Origin of the sequence: Helicobacter apodemus, assembly GCF_003097575.1 — a bacterium.
In the GTDB taxonomy this organism is placed as follows: domain Bacteria; phylum Campylobacterota; class Campylobacteria; order Campylobacterales; family Helicobacteraceae; genus Helicobacter_D; species Helicobacter_D apodemus.
Window position 1 is genome coordinate 1,655,674 of sequence record NZ_CP021886.1, and the last position, 20,645, is coordinate 1,676,318.

Sequence of the window (20,645 nt, forward strand, 5' to 3'; positions counted from 1 at the left end):
CCAAAATTCTACATTGATATATGAGGTAATAATTATGCCAGTAAGTTTAAAATCGGGAAATAGATTAAGAGTTGATTTTACAAAGATTCCTCAAAATATTGCCGTTCCTAATTTGTTGCAGTTGCAAAGGAATAGTTATGATGCTTTTTTAAAAGCACAAGATGCTGGAGATTCCGGAATTGAAAAGGTTTTTAAATCTATTTTCCCCATACACGATACGCAAAATAGAATTAGTCTAGAGTATGCAGGTTGCGAATATGGCAAACCAAGATATACTGTTAGAGAGGCTATGGAGAGAGGTTTAACTTACTCAATTCCCTTAAAGATAAAAATTCGTTTAGTGCTTTGGGAGAGAGATGAGAAAACAGGTGAGAAGCTTGGCGTTAAAGATATAAAAGAGCAAAGTATTTTTGTCCGAGAGATTCCTTTAATGACGGAGCGAACAAGCTTTATTATTAATGGAGTAGAACGTGTTGTTGTTAATCAACTCCATAGGAGTCCGGGAGTTATTTTCAAAGAAGAAGAGTCTTCTAGTGCTTCTAATAAGCTTGTTTATACCGGACAGATTATCCCTGATAGAGGTTCTTGGCTTTATTTTGAATATGATGTTAAAGATACGCTTTTTGTCCGTGTCAATAAGCGTAGAAAAGTGCCTGTAACTATTCTTTTTAGGGCTTTGGGTTACTCCAAACAAGATATTTTAAAAATGTTTTACCCTCTTTTGGAGATTAAAAGTAAAAATGGGAAGTATTTTATCCCCTTTAATCCAGAAGAATTTATAGGACGTGTAGAGTTTGATATTAAAGATACAAAGGGAAATTTAATTGTTGCAGCAGGTAAGCGTTTAACCGCTAAAAAAGCTAAGACTCTTCAAGAGGAAAAGCTCAATATGATTGAATACCCTAATGATATTTTAATGAATCGTTATTTAGCAGAGCCTATTTTAGATAAAGAGAGTGGAGAAATTCTTTTTGATACTCTTACTTTACTTGATGAGAGTAAATTAAAAAAACTTCAAGAATTAAGTATTAATCATTTTATTATTGCTAATGACTTAGCAGCTGGAGTTGATGCTTCAATTATTAACTCTTTTATTGCTGATGCAGAATCTCTTAAACTCCTTAAACAAACAGAAAAAATTGATAATGAAAATGATTTAGCAATGATTCGTATTTATAAAGTTATGCGTCCAGGAGAACCAGTTACTAAAGATGTGGCTAAACAATTTATTCAGCAATTGTTTTTTGATCCTGAACGTTATGATTTAACGCCTGTTGGTCGTATGAAAATGAATCATAAGCTTGATATTAATGTGCCTGATTATGTAACGGTTTTAACCTATGAAGATATTATTAAAACGGTGCGTTATTTAATGCATGTTAAAAATGGGCAAGGAAGGATTGATGATAGGGATCATTTAGGAAATCGTAGAATCCGTGCTATTGGTGAGCTTTTAGCTAATGAGTTACACACGGGATTAGTCAAAATGCAAAAAGCTATCCGTGATAAACTCTCTACTATTAGTAGTGGTTTAGAAGAGCTTATGCCTCACGATTTAGTCAATTCTAAAATGATAACAAGCACTATTTTAGAGTTTTTCACCGGCGGGCAGCTTTCACAATTTATGGATCAAACCAATCCTCTCTCTGAAGTAACGCATAAAAGGAGATTGTCGGCTTTAGGAGAGGGTGGTTTGGTAAAAGAGAGAGCAGGATTTGAAGTGCGTGATGTGCATCCTACACATTATGGAAGAATCTGTCCTATTGAAACCCCAGAGGGGCAAAATATCGGTTTAATTAATACGCTCTCTACTTATGCAAAAGTTAATGAATTAGGCTTTATTGAAGCACCTTATCGTAAGGTTGTGAATCGGAAAGTAACTAATGAGATTGTGTATTTAACCGCTACTCAAGAAGAGGGTGCAGTTATTGCTCCAGCAAGCACCATTTTAGCAAGTGATGATAGTATTAAAGAGGATATTATAGAAGTGCGTAAAGATGGTGAAATTATCTTAATGGAATCTTCTAAAGTAGATTTAATTGATCTTAGCCCTAGGATGGTTGTTGGGGTAGCGGCTAGTCTTATCCCATTCCTAGAACACGATGATGCTAATAGGGCTTTAATGGGGTCTAATATGCAACGTCAAGCTGTGCCCTTACTTGCTCCAGAAGCACCAGTAGTGGGAACAGGGATTGAAAAAATAGTATCGCGTGATTCTTGGGAAGCTATTAAAGCAAAACGTGATGGTGTTGTAGAAAAAGTGGATTCTAAGAATATTTATATCTTAGGTGAAGATGATAGCGGAGCTTTTATTGATCATTATTCTTTACAGAAAAATTTAAGAACGAATCAAAATACTTGCTTTTCGCAAAAACCAATCATCAAAGCAGGAGATGTTATCAAAGCAGGAGATGTTATTGCCGATGGTCCTAATATGGACCAAGGAGAGTTAGCATTAGGGAAAAATATTCGTGTTGCTTTTATGCCTTGGAATGGATATAACTTTGAAGATGCCATTGTTGTAAGTGAGAAGTTAATTTGTAATGATACTTTTACTTCTATCCATATTTATGAAAAAGAGATTGAAGCAAGAGAATTAAAGCACGGAGTAGAAGAGATTACAAGAGATATTCCAAATATTCGAGAAGAAGAATTATCGCATCTTGATGAAAGTGGCATTGTAAGGATTGGGACTTATGTTAGTGGAGGAATGATTCTAGTGGGGAAGGTATCTCCTAAGGGCGAAGTGAAGCCAACTCCTGAAGAGAGATTATTGCGTGCTATTTTTGGGGAAAAAGCAGGGCATGTTGTGAATAAATCCCTTTATTGTCCCCCTTCTTTAGAGGGAACGGTTATTGATGTCAAGATTTTTACTAAAAAGGGCTATGATAAAGATAAGCGAGCTATTGCTGCTTATGAGGAAGAGAAAGCACGATTAGATTTAGAGCATCACGATAAACTCTTAATGCTAGATAGGGAAGAGAGTCTAAGAATAAGCTCTATTTTGTCTAAAGAAAAATTAACAAGTAATGCAAAAATTGCTGATAAAGAGTATAAAAAAGGAAGTGTAATTCCTAAAAAAGAACTTGAAAGTGTCAATCGTTTTGCAATGGCTACTTTGATTAAGAGTTATTCTAAAGATATTCAAAGTAAATATGATGCCCTTAAAGGTAATTTCTTGGAGCAAAAGAAGAATCTTAGCCAAGAACACGAAGAGAAGCTCTCTATTATTGAAAAAGATGATATTTTGCCAAGTGGCGTTGTAAAGCTTGTTAAAATTTATGTTGCTACTAAACGTAAGCTTAAAGTTGGGGATAAAATGGCAGGTAGGCATGGAAATAAAGGGATTGTTTCTAATATTGTCCCAGAAATGGATATGCCTTATACTGAAGATGGTCGTCCTGTTGAGATTGTCTTAAATCCTTTAGGTGTTCCAAGTCGTATGAATATTGGGCAGATTTTAGAGGTGCATTTAGGTCTTGTTGGGAAGCAATTAGGGGAGCAGATTGCTTCTGTTTTTGAGATTGAAAAAAGTAAGTGGATTACGACTTTACGAGAAAAAATAAAAGAAATTGTGAAACATTCTAATATGCAAATTTCTAAAGCTTTCTTAGAAAATTTAAGTGATGAAGAGTTAATAGCTTATGCGAAAGATTGGAGTAAGGGAGTGAAATTTGCTACTCCAATTTTTGAAGGAGTTAATGCGCAAGAATTTGAAAAACTTTTTGAACTTGCTAAGATTGATACAGATGGTAAAACCGAGCTTTATGATGGACGCACCGGTGAGAAAATGATAGAACGTGTTAATGTTGGTTATATGTATATGTTAAAGCTTCACCATCTTGTAGATGAAAAAGTCCATGCAAGAAGCACCGGACCTTATAGCCTTGTTACCCAGCAGCCAGTAGGGGGTAAAGCACTCTTTGGTGGGCAGAGATTTGGGGAAATGGAAGTTTGGGCTTTAGAAGCTTATGGTGCAGCCCATACGCTTAAAGAAATGCTAACAATTAAATCTGATGATGTAGAAGGAAGGGTTAAAGCTTATAAAGCTATTACAAGAGGAGAGGCTGTTAAGGAATCTGAAATTCCTGAAACTTTTTATGTTTTAACTAAAGAATTACAAAGTTTAGCACTTGATGTGAATGTTTTTGTTAAAAATAAAGAGGGGATTAACGAAAGTATTACTATTAAAGAGGAAGATAGACCTAGCGATTTTAACGCTTTTCAATTACTCCTTGCAAGTCCAGAGAAAATTAGAAGTTGGAGTAATGGGGAAGTTAAAAAGCCAGAAACTATTAATTATCGCACTTTAAAACCAGAGCGAGATGGATTATTTTGTGCAAAAATCTTTGGACCTACTAGAGATTATGAATGTCTTTGTGGAAAGTATAAAAAAATGCGCTATAAGGGCGTGATATGTGAGAAATGTGGAGTTGAGGTAACAAGCTCTAAAGTTCGTCGCTCACGTATGGGGCATATTGAGCTTGTAACTCCTGTAGCACATATTTGGTATGTTAATTCACTGCCTAGTAGAATTGGAACACTCTTAGGTGTAAAGATGAAAGATTTAGAGAGGGTATTGTATTATGAAGCTTATATCGTTAAGCAACCCGGTGAAGCATATTATGATAATGAAAGCACAAAACCTGTTGCAAAATACGATGTTTTAAATGAAGAACAATACCAAAGTCTCTCCCAAAGATTTGAACATACGGGATTTATTGCACAAATGGGTGGTGAAGCCGTTAAGGAATTATTAGAAGGGCTTGATTTAGTGGATTTAATTGGAGAATTAAAAGAAGCCATTAAAGCAACTAATTCAGAAGCTAAGAAAAAAACCATTATTAAACGTTTGAAGATTGTAGAGAGTTTTGTAGTCTCTGGCGAGCAAAATCGTCCTGAATGGATGATGCTTACAGTATTACCTGTATTACCTCCAGATTTACGCCCTTTAGTTGCATTAGATGGAGGGAAGTTTGCTGTTAGTGATGTCAATGATCTTTATAGAAGAGTGATTAATCGTAACCAACGTTTGAAGCGATTAATTGAGCTTGATGCACCAGAGATTATTGTTCGGAATGAAAAAAGAATGCTACAAGAAGCAGTTGATGCCCTTTTTGATAATGGTAGAAATGCCAATGCGGTTAAAGGAGCTAATAAGCGACCTTTAAAATCACTTTCTGAAATTATCAAAGGAAAACAGGGAAGATTTAGACAGAATCTATTAGGAAAGCGGGTAGATTTCTCGGGACGCTCTGTTATTGTTGTGGGACCAAACTTACGAATGGATGAATGTGGATTGCCTAAAGGAATGGCTTTAGAGCTTTTTAGACCTCATATTTTAGCTAAACTAGAAGAGAAAGGATACGCTACAACGCTTAAACAAGCCAAAAAGATGATTGAGCAAAAAAGCAATGAAGTATGGGAGTGTTTGCAAGAAATTGTTGCGAATTATCCGATTATGCTAAATCGTGCTCCAACTTTACATAAGCAGTCTATCCAAGCATTTCACCCTAAACTTATTGATGGTAAAGCCATTCAATTACATCCTTTAGTTTGTGCTGCCTTTAATGCAGATTTTGATGGAGACCAAATGGCGGTACATGTGCCTTTATCCCAAGAGGCTATTACAGAATGTAAGCTTTTAATGCTTAGTTCTATGAATATCTTGCTTCCAGCAAGTGGTAAAGCTGTAACTGTTCCTAGTCAAGATATGGTATTGGGGCTTTATTATTTATCTTTGGAGAAAAATAGCTCTAAAGGAGAACATAAACTATTCTCTGATATTGACCAGATTCTTGTTGCACTTGAAAATGATGTCGTAGAAATTGGTTCTAAAGTGCGTGTGTTAGTAGAGGATAAAATTATTAACACCACGATTGGTAGGATGATTTTAAAATCCATTTTGCCTGAATTTGTGCCTACACATTTATGGAATAAAGTCTTAAAGAAAAAAGATATTGCAACTCTCATTGATTATGTTTATAAAGAAGGTGGAGTTGGGATTACTGCAAGCTTCTTAGATGATCTTAAAAATTTAGGTTTTAAATACGCCACAAAAGCAGGAATCTCTATTTCTGCTGATGATATTATTGTTCCTAATAATAAAAACAAAGTTGTAGAAGGTGCTAAGAAAAAAGTAAAAGATATTCAAGCTCAATTTAGTGCTGGTTTATTAACTGAGCAAGAAAGGTATAATAAAATTATTGATGTTTGGACAGATACTAATAATGCCCTAGGTAATGAAATGATGAAGTTAATTGAAGAGGATAAATCAGGATTTAATTCTATTTATATGATGGCAGATTCTGGGGCTAGAGGTAGTGCTGGACAAATACGGCAACTCTCTGCTATGAGAGGATTGATGGCAAAGCCTGATGGAACTATTATTGAAACGCCTATCACTTCTAATTTCAAAGAAGGTTTAAATGTGTTAGAGTATTTCATCTCCACCCACGGTGCAAGAAAAGGTTTAGCCGATACCGCTCTTAAAACCGCTAATGCGGGTTATCTCACAAGAAAGCTTATTGATGTTAGCCAAAATGTTAAAGTTGTTATGGATGATTGTGGAACCAATGAGGGTATAGAAATTACTGATATTACCGTTGGTAGTGAGTTAATAGAGCCATTAGAGGAAAGAATCTTTGGACGCATCATTGCTGAAAATATTATAGACCCAATTACAAATGAAGTGCTAATTAGTGAGGGTGTAATGATTGATGAGGAAAAGGCTAGAAAAATCAAAGAAGCAGGAGTTAAATCCGTAATTATCCGCACACCTGTTACTTGTAAAGCAGAAAAAGGCGTATGTGCTAAATGTTATGGATTAAACTTAGGGGAGTCTAGAATCTCTAAAGTAGGTGAAGCTGTAGGAGTGGTTGCTGCTCAATCTATTGGAGAACCCGGGACACAATTAACCCTAAGAACTTTCCATATCGGAGGAACTGCTAGTAGAAGCCAAGAAGAGCGTCAAGTTATCGCTGATAAAGAGGGATTTATCCGTTATTATAATGTGAAAACTTATAAGAATAGAGAGGGTAAAATTATCGTTTCTAATAGGAGAAATGCGGCAATTTTACTCGTAGAACCAAAGATAAAAGCTCCTTTTGAAGGGGAATTAAAAATTGATGTTGTGCATGATGAGGTTATTGTCTCTGTAGTGGGCAAAAACGAAACCGCTAAATTTGTTCTAAGAAAGAGTGATGTAGCAAAACCTAATGAGTTAGCTGGAGTAACTGGAAAAATAGAAGGGAAGTTTTACATTCCTTATGTAAATGGACATTATGTGAGGGATGAGGGAAGTATTGTTGATATTATTAAGGATAGCTGGAATATTCCTAACCGAATCTCTTATGCTAGTGAATTAAAAGTCGAGGATAATGCCCCTATTACACAAAAGATTTATGCCAAAGAAAGTGGTATTGTTAAGTATTATTACTTGCAAGGCGATCATTTAGAACGTTATAGAGCGTTGAAAAAGGGTGAAAAAATTACTGAAAAAGGTTTATTTGCTGTTATTGCGGATGAATATGAACAAGAGGCGGCAAGGCATTATATTGCTAGGGATTCTATTATTGAAGTAGAGGATAACCAAAGAGTGGACAAGGGTATGCTTATTGCTAAACCAATTAGTGATGAACATATTGTCATTGCGGATTGGGATCCTTATTCTAATCCAATTATTTCTGAAGAAGCCGGGATTATTAAATTTGAAGATATTATACCCGGTCTTACAGTTTCAGAGCAAACTGATGAACTAACAGGACAAACGAGATTAGTGGTTAATGAGTATATTTCAAGTGCTTATAAGCCAACTTTGGTTTTATCTACGGATACAGGAGGATTAATCCGTTATACTCTTGATCCTAAGACTGCTATTTTTGTTAAGGATGGAGCTAAGGTTGAAATGGCGGATATTTTAGCTAAAACACCTAAAGCCCTTGTTAAATCTAAAGATATTACAGGAGGACTTCCTAGAGTATCAGAGCTATTTGAAGCAAGGAAGCCCAAAGAACCTGCTATTTTAGCAGAGATTGATGGGGTAGTGAGTTTTGGGAAGCCTATTAGGGGTAAAGAAAAGATTGTTGTTACTGCTAATGATGGCAGGATTGCCGAATATCTCATTGATAAATCTAAACAGATTCTTGTCCATGAGGGTGAATTTGTTCACGCTGGAGAGGCTATTACAGATGGCGTGATTGCAAGTCAAGATATTTTGCGTATTGGTGGAGAGAAAGAGCTATATAAGTATATTGTTAGTGAAGTGCAGCAAGTTTATCGTCGTCAAGGGGTAAGTATTGCTGATAAACATATCGAAATTATTGTTTCTCAAATGTTAAGACAAGTAAGAATCTATGATAGTGGTAATACTAAATTTATTGAAGGTGATTTGGTAAGTAAACGTCATTTTAAAGAAGAGAATATGAGAATCATTAAAATGGGTGGTATTCCAGCTATTGCTGAACCTGTGCTTTTAGGTATCACACGTGCAGCTATTGGAAGTGATTCGGTAATTTCAGCGGCTTCTTTCCAAGAAACAACCAAAGTCTTAACTGAAGCAAGTATTGCCGCTAAAATTGATAATTTAGAAGATTTAAAAGAAAATATTGTTTTAGGACGTATGATTCCAGTAGGAACAGGGATTTATAAGGAAATGAAAATTAAGGTGAAAGAAAACTTGCCATAGGTTATTTAAGCCTTAATTTAAGTAGAAATAAAGTGTGATTTGCCTATAATCCCTTTCATTTTCTCTATTAAAAATTTCATAGGAAGGAAGACAAGTGCCAACTATTAATCAATTGATTAGAAAAGAGCGTAAAAAAGTTATTAAGAAGTCAAAATCTCCGGCTTTGGTGGTTTGCCCTCAAAGAAGGGGAGTTTGTACGCGTGTTTATACAACAACACCTAAAAAACCTAACTCTGCCTTAAGAAAAGTAGCAAAAGTGCGATTAACAAGTGGATTTGAAGTGATTAGTTATATACCAGGTGAAGGGCATAATCTACAAGAGCACTCTATCGTTCTTATTCGTGGAGGCAGGGTTAAAGACTTACCAGGTGTTAAGTATCATATTATCCGCGGAGCATTGGATACAGCAGGTGTTGCAAAACGAAGTGTTTCACGTAGTAAATACGGAGCTAAAAAAGCTAAAAGTGATTCTAAAAATTAAAGAGAGGTAATAATTAATGAGAAGGAGAAAGGCACCCCAAAGAGAGGTTTTAGGTGATCCTATTTATAATGATATTGTAGTAACAAAATTCATTAATAAAATGATGTATGATGGTAAAAAAAGTGTTGCGGAAAAGATTATTTATGCAACCTTTAATAGAATAGAAGAGAAGACTAAAGAGAAAGGGATTGAAATTTTTCAAAAAGCTTTAGAGAAAGTAAAACCCCTTGTAGAGGTTAGAAGCAGACGTGTAGGTGGGGCTACCTATCAAGTGCCTGTAGAAGTTCGTCCTGCAAGACAACAATCTTTATCTATTCGTTGGTTGTTAGATTCTGCAAGAAAACGTAATGAAAGAACAATGATTGAAAGATTAGCTGGTGAGCTTATTGATGCAGCCAATGAAAGGGGTGCAGCTTATAAGAAAAAAGAAGATGTGCATAAGATGGCAGAGGCTAATAAAGCATTTGCACATTATCGTTGGTAATTTGGTAATTATGATAAAGAGGTTTATAGCCTCTTAAGATATCTCTACAAATACTTAAAGAATCTCAAACTTTATTATCCCAAAGGATTAGAAAATGGCAAGAAAGACTCCATTAAATAAAATTAGAAATATTGGAATTGCTGCGCATATTGATGCGGGTAAAACAACTACTTCCGAGAGGATTTTGTTTTATACAGGTGTAAGCCACAAGATTGGTGAAGTCCATGATGGTGCAGCAACAATGGATTGGATGGAACAAGAAAAAGAAAGAGGAATTACTATTACTTCCGCGGCTACAACTTGTTTTTGGAAAGATTACCAAATTAATCTTATTGATACTCCTGGGCATGTGGATTTTACTATTGAAGTTGAAAGATCTATGCGTGTTTTAGATGGAGCAGTAGCAGTCTTTTGTTCTGTTGGTGGTGTGCAGCCTCAAAGTGAGACGGTTTGGAGACAGGCGAATAAATATGGTGTCCCAAGAATTGTTTTTGTTAATAAAATGGATAGAATTGGAGCGAATTTCTATAATGTTGAATCCCAAATTTCTACCCGATTGAAAGCAAAACCTGTCCCTATTGTTATCCCTATTGGTGCAGAGGATAGCTTTAAGGGGGTTATTGATTTAATCACTATGAAGGCTATTGTATGGAATGATGAATCAATGGGTGCTAAATATGATATTGAAGATATTCCAGAAGATTTAGTAGAAAAAGCTAATGAATATCGTGAAAAAATGCTTGAATCTGTAGCTGAACAAGATGAAGCCACTATGGAAAAATACCTTAGCGGGGAAGAATTAAGTGTAGATGAGATTAAGGCGGGGATTAAAAAGGGTTGTTTAAGTATGGATATTATCCCTATGCTTTGTGGTTCAAGCTTTAAAAATAAAGGCGTTCAAACGCTCCTTGATGCTGTTATTGACTACTTACCTGCCCCAACTGAAGTAGCAGATATTCGTGGTGTAGATGCCAAAGATGAAACCAAAGAAATTAGTGTAAAATCAACAGATGATGGTGAATTTGCTGGGCTTGCTTTTAAGATTATGACAGATCCTTTTGTTGGACAACTTACTTTTGTGCGTGTATATCGTGGAAGTTTAGAATCTGGAAGTTATGTTATAAACTCTACAAAAGGCAAAAAAGAACGCGTTGGAAGACTGCTTAAAATGCATTCTAATAAGCGAGAAGATATTAAAGAAGTCTATGCGGGAGAGATTTGTGCTTTTGTGGGATTAAAAGAAACATTGACGGGAGATACGCTTTGTTCAGAGAAAGAATCTGTAATTTTAGAAAGAATGGAGTTTCCAGAGCCTGTTATTTCTATTGCGGTTGAACCAAAAACAAAAGCCGATCAAGAAAAAATGGCTTTAGCTTTAGCAAAGCTTGCCGAAGAAGATCCTAGTTTTAGAGTGCATACGGATGAAGAATCTGGACAAACTATTATTTCAGGTATGGGGGAACTACATTTAGAAATTATTGTTGATAGATTAAAACGTGAATTTAAAGTTGAAGCTGAAGTTGGGCAACCCCAAGTGGCATTCCGTGAAACTATCCGCCAAAGTGTTGAGCAAGAATGCAAATATGCTAAACAATCCGGAGGGCGAGGACAATATGGGCATGTATTTATTAGGCTAGAACCACAAGAACCGGGTGCAGGATATGCATTTATTAATAATATTTCTGGAGGGGTTATTCCTAAAGAATATATCCCAGCAGTTGATAAAGGGATACAAGAGGCTATGCAAAATGGGGTTTTAGCGGGTTATCCTGTTGTTGATTTTAAGGTTACTTTGTATGATGGAAGTTATCACGATGTGGATTCTTCAGAAATGGCATTTAAAATAGCAGGTTCTATGGCTTTTAAAGATGCTTGTCGTAAAGCTAATGCGGTTTTATTAGAACCTATGATGAAAGTAGAAGTAGAAGTGCCAGAGGAATATATGGGAGATGTTATTGGCGATCTTAACCGACGAAGAGGGCAGATTAATTCTATGGATGATAGGATGGGATTAAAGATTGTTAATGCTTTCGTGCCATTGGCTGAAATGTTTGGGTATTCTACAGATTTGCGTTCGGCTACACAAGGTAGAGGGACTTATACAATGGAATTTGATCACTATGGCGAGGTGCCTAGTAATATTTCTAAAGAAATTATGGAGAAAAGAAGCCGATAGGATTCAAATATCATTGATAGATATATTCTTTGGTTAGTGGAAGTTCGTTATTTGCACCTTTACTAATAAGTAATTGGAATAAATCAATACTTCCTACTCTAAAGGCTGAAGCACAACTTTTAAGATATAAACTCCACATTCTAATAAATTTTTCATCATAGAGCAATCGGACTTTATCAAGATTTTGCGTAAAGTTTTTATCCCATATATCTAAAGTCTTGGCATAATGAAATCTTAGGCTTTCTGCTAATAAGAGATGGTAGTCAAATTCACTAAGTATGCTAATAACTTCCCTTAAGGAGGGTAAGTAACCTCCTGGAAAAATATATTTATCTATCCAGGCATTAGTTTCTCCTTCAAACATAACCATAATAGAATGTAGTAGAAAAATTCCACCAGGTTTCAAAACTTCTTTGCTCTTAGAGCAATAAAGGGATAAATTCTTTGCCCCAACATGTTCAAACATCCCCACTGAAACAATTTTATCAAAATATTCTTTTTCTTGTAGGTCTTGATAGTTTTGTAGGCGAATTTCCACAAGATTTTCAAGTTTGTGAGATTTTACTCTCTCCTTAGCTTCTTTATATTGTTCTTCTGAAATAGTAATGCCTGTAACTTGCACTCCATATTTTTGTGCAGCTATAATAGAGAGCCAACCCCAACCACAACCAATATCTAGTAATTTTTCTCCGGGTTTTAAGTTAAGCTTTTTTAAAGTGTGTTCTATTTTATTAATTTGTGCTTGATAAAGCGTATCTGTTGGATTTTTAAAATACGCACACGAGTAGCTTTTGGTCTCATCAAGCCAAATTTTATAGAAATCATTGCCTAAATCATAATGGCTTTTGATATTTTTACTCTCTTTATTTTGATGAATTTTGCTTGAAATATTAGGATTTTGATATTTTTTGAGATATTTTCTATTGGAGTGAAGATAAATAATTCTAGCAATTTCATCATAATCTCCTTGAATATCTATTAATCCCTCCATATAAGCTTCTGCAAAAGTTAAGCTTAAGTCTTTTGAAAGAAGTTTAAAAGGAATAGGTTGGTGAAGAATTAAAGAAAACTTTGGTTTATTATTCCCTATTTTTACAGTTTCTCCATCCCAAAATTTGATGGCATAATTGCCAAAATTCCATTGTTTCATAAAGCTTTTAATAAAAAATTTTTGTAACATTTAAATCCCCAGTTAATAAATTTTTTTTGTTAATATAAATTTCTATCGAAATTTAGCATATAATTAATAATTATAATATAAAAGGAATTTACAAATTTTTAAAGTAGAAGTGATAATCTAAAAATGTCAATGATTGCCATTCTTTGAAGATACAAAGAGAGTTTTAAACTTTAAAAATTAGGATAGAATATAAGTTCTATAAATTTAAGGAAGATTAATTGGATTTTATTGTTATTTTATTGCTCTTAGCAGTAGTAGTGGTAGTTATTTTGGGAATATTTTTTATAAAGGTAAAGATGCAAAATATTTTATTACAACAAGAAAAAGAAACTCTTTATAGGAATATGCAAGATTTAGAGAATATACGCGTTAAACTTAATGAGCAGATACAGCTTAATATTGCTTTAGAGACCAAATTAGAGGGTAAAGATGAACAATTGCTGAAAATGCAAAAGGATATTTTGTGCGTAAAAGAGGAATATAATCAAAAATATCAAGCCTCACAGGCTGCGTTTGAAACAGCCTTTCATCAATTAGAGATAAATTATAAAGATTCTTTAAAGATGCAACAAGTTGAGCATAAAAAAATACAACAAGATATGCAAGAACAATTACAAAATTACTTCAAAGAGCAAAGTAAAAATATCCTAGCACAAAATCAATTAACACTTAATACCGATTCTAAAAAGATTTTAGAAGAAATTTTTAATCCTATTAAACATAAAGTTGAAGAATATTCCAAAAATCTTATTCACAATGAGGCGACTTTAAAGACAAATATTGAAAATATGTTTAGATATTCACAAAATATTGGGGAAAAAGCGGATAATCTCGCTATTATTTTAAAGGGTGATAAGAAAATAAGGGGAAATTTTGGAGAGTTGCAATTGCGCAATGTTTTAGAACAAAGTGGTTTAAGAGAGGGGGAGCAGTATCAAATCCAAGAGTCTTTTAATGATGAGGGAAAAAAATTTGTCCCTGATGCAGTAATTTATTTAAGCAAAGAACGAAGTATTGTTATTGATTCTAAATTTAGCTTACCAGATATTTTACAGACCGATAAAGTGGATATTTTAAGTAGCGAGATTGCTAAAAACCTTAAAAATAGAATTGATGAATTAGCAAAAAAACCTTATGCCAATGTTGCTAATGCTTATGACTTTGTTTTATTGTTTATCCCCTATCAAAATATTTTAGATTTAGCTTTAGAATTTGATAATGCCCTTTATCAATATGCTTACCAAAGAAAAGTTTATTTAACCACACCAAATACTCTTTTTATGGCATTAAAAACTATAGAGATTACTTGGATAAAGATTCAAAGTGATGAAAATATTATGAAAGCTTTTTTAGATATTGGGAGGTTTTATGATAAATTTGTGGGTGTTTTAGAGGATTTTGAAAAAATAAAGAGAAATGCGACAACCCTACATAATACTATTGATGAAATGGATAAAAAGCTCTTAAGCGGGAATGGAAACTTAGCAAATAGATTTGATGCCCTTAAAGCACTTGGTGCAAAAACGCAAAAATCTATTACAAGTGTTTATAAAAAAGAGTATTTAGAAGTTTAAGTCTCTAAAGGCTTTTTTTTCTCTCTTCCAAACGTTCTTGTTCAGAGATATTTTGTGCAAGATTATCCCAACGCAGTTTCGTTCCACCTAAGATATGAAAATGTAAGTAAGGAATCTCCTGTCCGCCATCAATACCTACATTACTAATAATTCGGTAGCCATTTTTATCTAAACCTAAGATTTTTGTAACCTCTTGAATAAAAGCAGTGTATTCTGCCATATCTTGAGGGGGGATTTCTTGAAAATCCTTAGCGAATTTTTTAGGAATAGCTAATACATGTATAGGGGCTTTTGGGGATATATCGTGAAATGCTAAAAATTTATCATTTTCTAAAACTTTATTACAAGGCAGATCCCCTTTTATGATTTTTTCAAAAACAGTCATAGTAATCCTTTAAAACCAAAATATTTACTAAATTTTACCTTATTTTATTAAAGTATTAATATAATACTACCAATTATTAAGCGAAGTAAATATTTTTTTAAATACAATAATTTTAAATTTTTAAATTAGGAAAGAGTTGTGGAGGAAATATTTTTAAAAATAGAAAATGCAAAAAATACTGCAGAGTTAGAAGAAATACGTATTTTAGTATTAGGAAAAAAAGGAAGTTTAACTGCTAAATTTGCAGAACTTAAAAATTGTGAGGCTTCAGTTAAAAAAACATTAGCCAAAGAATTAAATACCTTAAAAATAGATTTTGAGAGGGCTTTAGCGAATAAAAAAGAATGGCTATCAATGCAAGAGTTAGAAGAAAAGATAAAACAAGAAAAAATTGATGTTTCTTTGTTTAATGCTTCTAATTTAAGGGGAGCAAGTCATCCTATTATGTTAATGTTGGATAAAATTGTAGGCTATTTTGAGAGCATGAATTTTGCGGTTAAGATGGGTCCCTTAGTTGAAGATGATTTTCATAATTTTGAAGCCTTAAATATTCCTTCTTATCATCCTGCACGTGATATGCAAGATACCTTTTATTTTAAAGATAATAAGCTTTTGCGAACGCATACTTCTCCTGTGCAAATCCGCACAATGGAATCCCAAAAGCCTCCTATTCGTATGATTTGTCCGGGAAATGTTTTTCGTTGTGATTATGATTTGACGCATACCCCGATGTTTCATCAAGTTGAGGGGTTGGTAGTGGAAGAGGGTAAGGATTTTGTGAGTTTTGCAAACCTTAAATTTATCCTAGAGGATTTTTTGAAATATATTTTTGGCGAGGTTAAAGTGAGATTCCGCTCAAGTTTTTTTCCTTTCACAGAACCAAGTGCGGAAGTGGATATGAGTTGTATATTTTGTAGGGGTAAGGGTTGTAGAGTCTGTTCGCATACAGGTTGGTTAGAAGTTTTGGGATGTGGAAGTGTTGATGATAATGTGTTTAAAGCAGTGGGTTATGAAAATGTAAGCGGATATGCCTTTGGTTTAGGGGTTGAGAGATTTGCTATGCTTGCATTTAATGTGCCAGATTTGCGGTCATTTTTTGAAAGTGATTTAAGAATATTGGAGCAATTTAAATGAAATTTACTAGAAGTATTTTTAAAACCATTTTGCCTTTAGATAATATTAGTAGTGAGGTAATTTGTGCTACTTTAGATAAAATTGGATTAGAAGTTGAAAGTTTTGAGAAATTAGTTGCTCCTAAAAAAGTGATTGTAGGTAAGATTCTAGCTTGTAAAAAACACCCCGATGCACAGAAGCTTAATGTTTGTGAAGTAGCTATTGGGGGTGAGGAGGGGGAGTATCAAAGCCTTCAAATTGTTTGTGGTGCTAAAAACGCTAGAGAGGGAATTTTTGTAGCTGTGGCATTAGAAGAGGCAGTTTTACCTCAAATGACTATTAAAAGAGCAATTTTAAGGGGTGTTGAGAGCTGTGGAATGCTATGCTCTAGCATTGAGATAGGTTTTCCTAAAATAAATGATGGCATTATAGAGTTAGACAATAGTCTTGGGGAGTTAATTATCGGTAAGGAACTCTTAGAGTATGATGCTTTTAATGATGAGGTCTTTGAAATTTCTATTACTCCAAATCGCGGAGATTGTATGAGTATTATCGGTATTGCAAGAGAGTTAAGTGTAGGATTAAATTTAGAAATGCAACCTTTAAAAATGCCAAAAACTTCGGAGAACTCTCCAGGAATTGGTAGGGTCTTGCAAATTACAACGAATGAAAAATACGAATCTTCTTTAATGTATAAAGCTATTGAATTACACTCTATTCCAACTCCTTGTTGTGTAGCTTTGTTTTTGGCTTATAATGAAGCCTTAGAAGAGGATTGGTTGAGTAATGTATTGGGGTTTGCGACATTTTATAGTGGGGTTATTTTAAACGCTTATCCGCAGGATTTTTGTAGGCTAGAAGATAAAGATGGAATTGATAAAATGCTTTTAAAGTTAAAAAAAGATGAATTAGGCTTTGAGAGTATTTATTATAAAGATAGAAAACTATCTACCATTGGTGTAGAATCTTTTTCTTATAAAGGCTTTAAGCACAATAAAGACAAAGAATTTGTTGTCTTAGAGGCTAGTTATATCCCTCCGCAAATCATTGCACAAAAGGTTTTAGAAGCTAATATCAAGGTTGATACTAAAATCTTTCAAAGAGTTTCAAGAGGGAGTAATCCGGATTTAAAACTCGGACTTGATGTTTTTGGAAGTTTTTTAAATGATGAGCGAATAGTTTTTTATACTGATACACAAGAACTATTAAAAGTTATTAAAAGAGAATCCATTACCATTGATATTTTATTATTATCTAAAGTAATTGGTTGTGTGTTAGATAAAATTACTATTGTGAATATTCTAAAGGCGTTAGAATTTAAAGTAGAATTACCTGCGGATGAAAATTTGCTTATTGCTACACCACCACTTTTTAGGCACGATGTTATCGGGTTTCAAGATATTGCAGAAGAAATCATCCGTTTTGTAGGTATTGATAATGTGCCAAGTCAGCCTTTATCTTTTGTGCAGAATAATCAAATTAATGCAGAATCAGAGTTTTATCATTTTCAAAGAAAATTAAGTAAAAAAGCTATTGGTGTTGGTTTTAATGAAGTGGTGCATTTTGTTTTTCATAATAAAGAAATGTTAGAAAAATATGGTTTTGAGACTTTAGAGGATAAATTAGAGCTGTTAAATCCCATTACGCAAGATCTTAATACTTTACGCTCTACCTTGCTTATGGGGTTAATTCAAGCAGCAGTTTATAATAAAAATAATGGATTTAGTGCTATTTCTTTTGCAGAAATTGGTTTTACTTACAATAAAAAACGGCAAGAAAATATCAAAATGGCTTTTTTGCAAAGTGGTCTTGTTTGCCAAGAGCATTATCCTAAGACCAAAGGTATCAAGGCAGACTTTTTTGCTTTTGCCGATAGAATCTCCTGTGTTATTGGAGAATTTACCTTGCAAGCCTTTCAAAGTAATATAAAAATTTTTCACCCTAATCAATGTGCAAAGATTTTTAGAGGCAAAAAGGAAATTGGTATTCTTGCAGCTTTGCATCCAGCACTAAGAGAGTCCTTTGGATTAGAAGAAACTTATTTATGTGAGCTAGACTTAAAGTCTCTAAAAGATGAGTTACCTAAGGTTGAGCGGTATTCAAAGTTTCAAAAAGTTGTACGTGATTTAAGTATTCTTATGCCTAAAGAGATTCCTTATTATAAGCTTAAAGAAACCATACAGCAATTAAAAATTCCGCATATTTTGAAATTTTATCCCCTTGATGTTTATAGGGATAAAAGTTTAGAGGATCAAATAAGTTTGACAATCCGCTTTGAGATTCAATCCTATGAAAAAACTTTAGAAGAAAAAGACATCATCGAAGTTATGGAGAGGGTTTTAGCGGTGCTTAAAACGAAGCATAAGGCAGAATTACGATGAGGATAAAGGTATCCCCAAGTGTTGGATTTAAGATAGATCTTTCAAAGATTGCCCCGGATAAGTCTATTTCTCATCGTAGTGTTATTTTTTCTTTACTTAGTTATAAGCCTTCATTTGTAAAGAATTATTTACAAGGCGAGGATACTTTAAATACCCTAGAGATTGCTAAGAAGTTAGGCTTGGTTGTAAAAGAAGAAAAAGATGGGCTAATCTTTATCCCCCCAAAACAGCTTAAAGAACCTAGTGAAATTTTAGATTGTGGGAATGCAGGAACAGCTATTCGCTTGTATTTAGGTTTATTGAGTGCTAGAGAGGGAATGTTTGTTTTAAGTGGAGATTGCTATTTAAATGCCCGTCCTATGAAACGCGTTGTAGAACCTTTAAGGCAAATAGGGGCGAGCATTTTTGGAAGAGATGGGGGTAATCTTGCACCTTTAGTTGTGATTGGAAAGCCTCGCTTAAATGCCTTTAATTATGTTAGTAAAATCGCCAGTGCACAAGTAAAATCTGCTTTAATTTTAAGCGGACTTTATGCTAAGGGGGAATGTAAATACACAGAGCCACAATTAAGCAGAGATCATAGTGAGAGAATGCTTATGGGTATGGGTGCAAACTTAGAAAGCAAGTTAAACCCTAATGGTGCTTTAGAGCTTAAGATTTTTCCTCAAAAAAACCCTCTAAATCCACTTGAAATTGACATTCCAGCAGACCCTTCTAGTGCATTTTTCTTTGCTTTAGCTATTGCTATTACCCCCAATTCTCGTGGGATTTTGCGTAATGTCTTACTTAATGCTACAAGGATTGAAGCCTTTAGGGTTTTAGAACAAATGGGCGTGCATATTACTTATAGGGAGTATGCTTCTACTTATGAAAGCATTGGTGATATAGAGATAAGCTCTCCAAACTATCTCAAGGCTATAGAGATTCATCAAAGAATCGCGTGGCTTATTGATGAGCTCCCTGCTTTAGCTATTGCTATGGCTTGTGCTAAAGGTGTGAGCAAAGTAGGTAATGCTAAAGAGTTAAGGGTGAAAGAAACTGATAGAATTGTAGCAATAGTTAGGAATTTGCAGCTTTGTGGGATAGAGGCAAAAGAGTTAGAAGATGGTTTTGAAATTTGTGGGGGAGACTTTAAAATGTGTGAAGTTCCTAGTTATGGAGATCATCGCATTGCTATGAGTTTTGCTATTGCTGGATTAAGAAGTGGAATTACTATTACTCAAGCAGAATATATTAATATCTCTTTCCCTAATTTTTTAGAAATTTTAAATGCTATAACACAAGTTGAGGTTGATAATGAAAGTTAAATTAGCTAAAAATTATGGATTTTGTTTTGGTGTTAGACGAGCTATAAAGCTTGCTGAATCAAAACCTAATGGAATTACACTTGGTCCTCTTATCCATAATGCAAAAGAGATTGAACGCTTGAAAGAAAATTTTAATGTCGTAGTTAATGAAAATATTCAAGAGATACCTAAAGATTCAGAAGTTATTATCCGAACTCACGGAATTCCTAAGCAAGATTTAGAACTGCTTAAACAAAAAACAAAAAATATTACTGATGCTACTTGTCCTTTTGTAACAAAGCCTCAAGAAATTTGTGAAAAGATGAGTGCAGAAGGGTATCAAATTATTATCTTTGGAGATGAGAAGCACCCAGAAGTAAAAGGAGTTATGAGTTATTGTAAAAATACACCATTAGTGATTGAAGATTTAATGGCTTTAAAAAATAGCAAAATTCAAGAAAAAGTAGCTCTTATTTCACAAACTACAAAGAATATCGAATCTTTTTTACAAATTGTAGATTTCTTAGTGCGAAATTGTGCAGAATGTCGCGTTTTTAATACGATTTGTAATGCAACTTTTGATAATCAAGAATCCGCAAGAAATCTCGCTAAAGAAGTTGATATAATGATAATTGTTGGCGGTAAAAACTCCTCTAATACTAAGCAACTTTATAATATTTCTAAAGAATATTGTAAAGATTGTTATTTGATTGAGGATTATTTAGAGTTACGCAAAAGTTGGTTTGATGGTAAGAAACTTTGTGGTGTTAGTGCTGGTGCTTCAACACCTAATTGGATTATTGATAAAGTTGTGCAAGATATAGAAAAATTGTAATTAATACTTTTAAAAGACTATTTTAGTTAAAATAGTTAAATTTTATTTAAAAAGGGCGTAAGGT

The 20,645-nt window shown here is 33.9% G+C and carries 11 protein-coding genes; 9 read left to right on the plus strand and 2 right to left on the minus strand.

Features of this window, described 5'->3' with window-relative positions; all coding sequences use genetic code 11:
- Nucleotides 1-34 precede the first annotated feature (34 nt).
- The 4 genes from CDV25_RS08255 to fusA all read left to right on the plus strand — a co-directional run bounded on the left by CDV25_RS08255 (nucleotide 35) and on the right by fusA (nucleotide 11,827).
- On the plus strand, nucleotides 35-8,686 hold the full coding sequence (locus CDV25_RS08255) for a DNA-directed RNA polymerase subunit beta/beta' (RefSeq protein ID WP_204161843.1): 8,652 nt from the start codon (nucleotides 35-37) through the stop codon (nucleotides 8,684-8,686).
- Between the two features lie 94 nt (nucleotides 8,687-8,780).
- On the plus strand, nucleotides 8,781-9,167 hold the full coding sequence (gene rpsL / locus CDV25_RS08260; protein WP_034552244.1) for a 30S ribosomal protein S12: 387 nt from the start codon (nucleotides 8,781-8,783) through the stop codon (nucleotides 9,165-9,167).
- 16 nt (nucleotides 9,168-9,183) lie between these two features.
- Complete coding sequence (gene rpsG, locus CDV25_RS08265) at nucleotides 9,184-9,651, plus strand: 30S ribosomal protein S7 (RefSeq protein ID WP_108911537.1); 468 nt, start codon at nucleotides 9,184-9,186, stop codon at nucleotides 9,649-9,651.
- Between the two features lie 94 nt (nucleotides 9,652-9,745).
- Nucleotides 9,746-11,827, plus strand: coding sequence for an elongation factor G (fusA, locus tag CDV25_RS08270; RefSeq protein ID WP_108911538.1), 2,082 nt, complete (start codon nucleotides 9,746-9,748; stop codon nucleotides 11,825-11,827).
- 10 nt (nucleotides 11,828-11,837) lie between these two features.
- Here the strand turns inward: fusA and CDV25_RS08275 are convergent, their stop codons facing one another.
- Nucleotides 11,838-13,007 (minus strand): class I SAM-dependent methyltransferase, encoded by a 1,170-nt coding sequence (locus tag CDV25_RS08275; protein ID WP_108911539.1) that lies wholly within the window; start codon nucleotides 13,005-13,007, stop codon nucleotides 11,838-11,840.
- A 218-nt stretch (nucleotides 13,008-13,225) separates the two neighbouring features.
- Between CDV25_RS08275 and CDV25_RS08280 the strand changes: the two genes are divergently transcribed.
- Nucleotides 13,226-14,581 (plus strand): DNA recombination protein RmuC, encoded by a 1,356-nt coding sequence (locus CDV25_RS08280; protein ID WP_108911540.1) that lies wholly within the window; start codon nucleotides 13,226-13,228, stop codon nucleotides 14,579-14,581.
- Between the two features lie 4 nt (nucleotides 14,582-14,585).
- On the opposite strand, the gene CDV25_RS08285 is transcribed toward CDV25_RS08280, so the two are convergent.
- A complete protein-coding gene (locus CDV25_RS08285) occupies nucleotides 14,586-14,966 on the minus strand; it encodes a histidine triad nucleotide-binding protein (protein WP_034552235.1) in 381 nt (126 codons plus the stop codon).
- Between the two features lie 138 nt (nucleotides 14,967-15,104).
- Between CDV25_RS08285 and pheS the strand changes: the two genes are divergently transcribed.
- The 4 genes from pheS to CDV25_RS08305 are packed head-to-tail and all read left to right on the plus strand — an operon-like array spanning nucleotide 15,105 to nucleotide 20,581.
- Nucleotides 15,105-16,100 (plus strand): phenylalanine--tRNA ligase subunit alpha, encoded by a 996-nt coding sequence (gene pheS, locus CDV25_RS08290; protein ID WP_108911541.1) that lies wholly within the window; start codon nucleotides 15,105-15,107, stop codon nucleotides 16,098-16,100.
- A complete protein-coding gene (gene pheT, locus CDV25_RS08295) occupies nucleotides 16,097-18,460 on the plus strand; it encodes a phenylalanine--tRNA ligase subunit beta (protein WP_108911542.1) in 2,364 nt (787 codons plus the stop codon). Before pheS ends, pheT begins: the two co-directional genes overlap by 4 nt.
- Nucleotides 18,457-19,767, plus strand: coding sequence for a 3-phosphoshikimate 1-carboxyvinyltransferase (aroA, locus tag CDV25_RS08300; protein WP_108911543.1), 1,311 nt, complete (start codon nucleotides 18,457-18,459; stop codon nucleotides 19,765-19,767). Before pheT ends, aroA begins: the two co-directional genes overlap by 4 nt.
- Nucleotides 19,757-20,581 (plus strand): 4-hydroxy-3-methylbut-2-enyl diphosphate reductase, encoded by an 825-nt coding sequence (locus CDV25_RS08305; RefSeq protein WP_034552227.1) that lies wholly within the window; start codon nucleotides 19,757-19,759, stop codon nucleotides 20,579-20,581. The genes aroA and CDV25_RS08305 overlap by 11 nt, the downstream gene beginning before the upstream one ends.
- The last annotated feature ends 64 nt before the right edge of the window (nucleotides 20,582-20,645 follow it).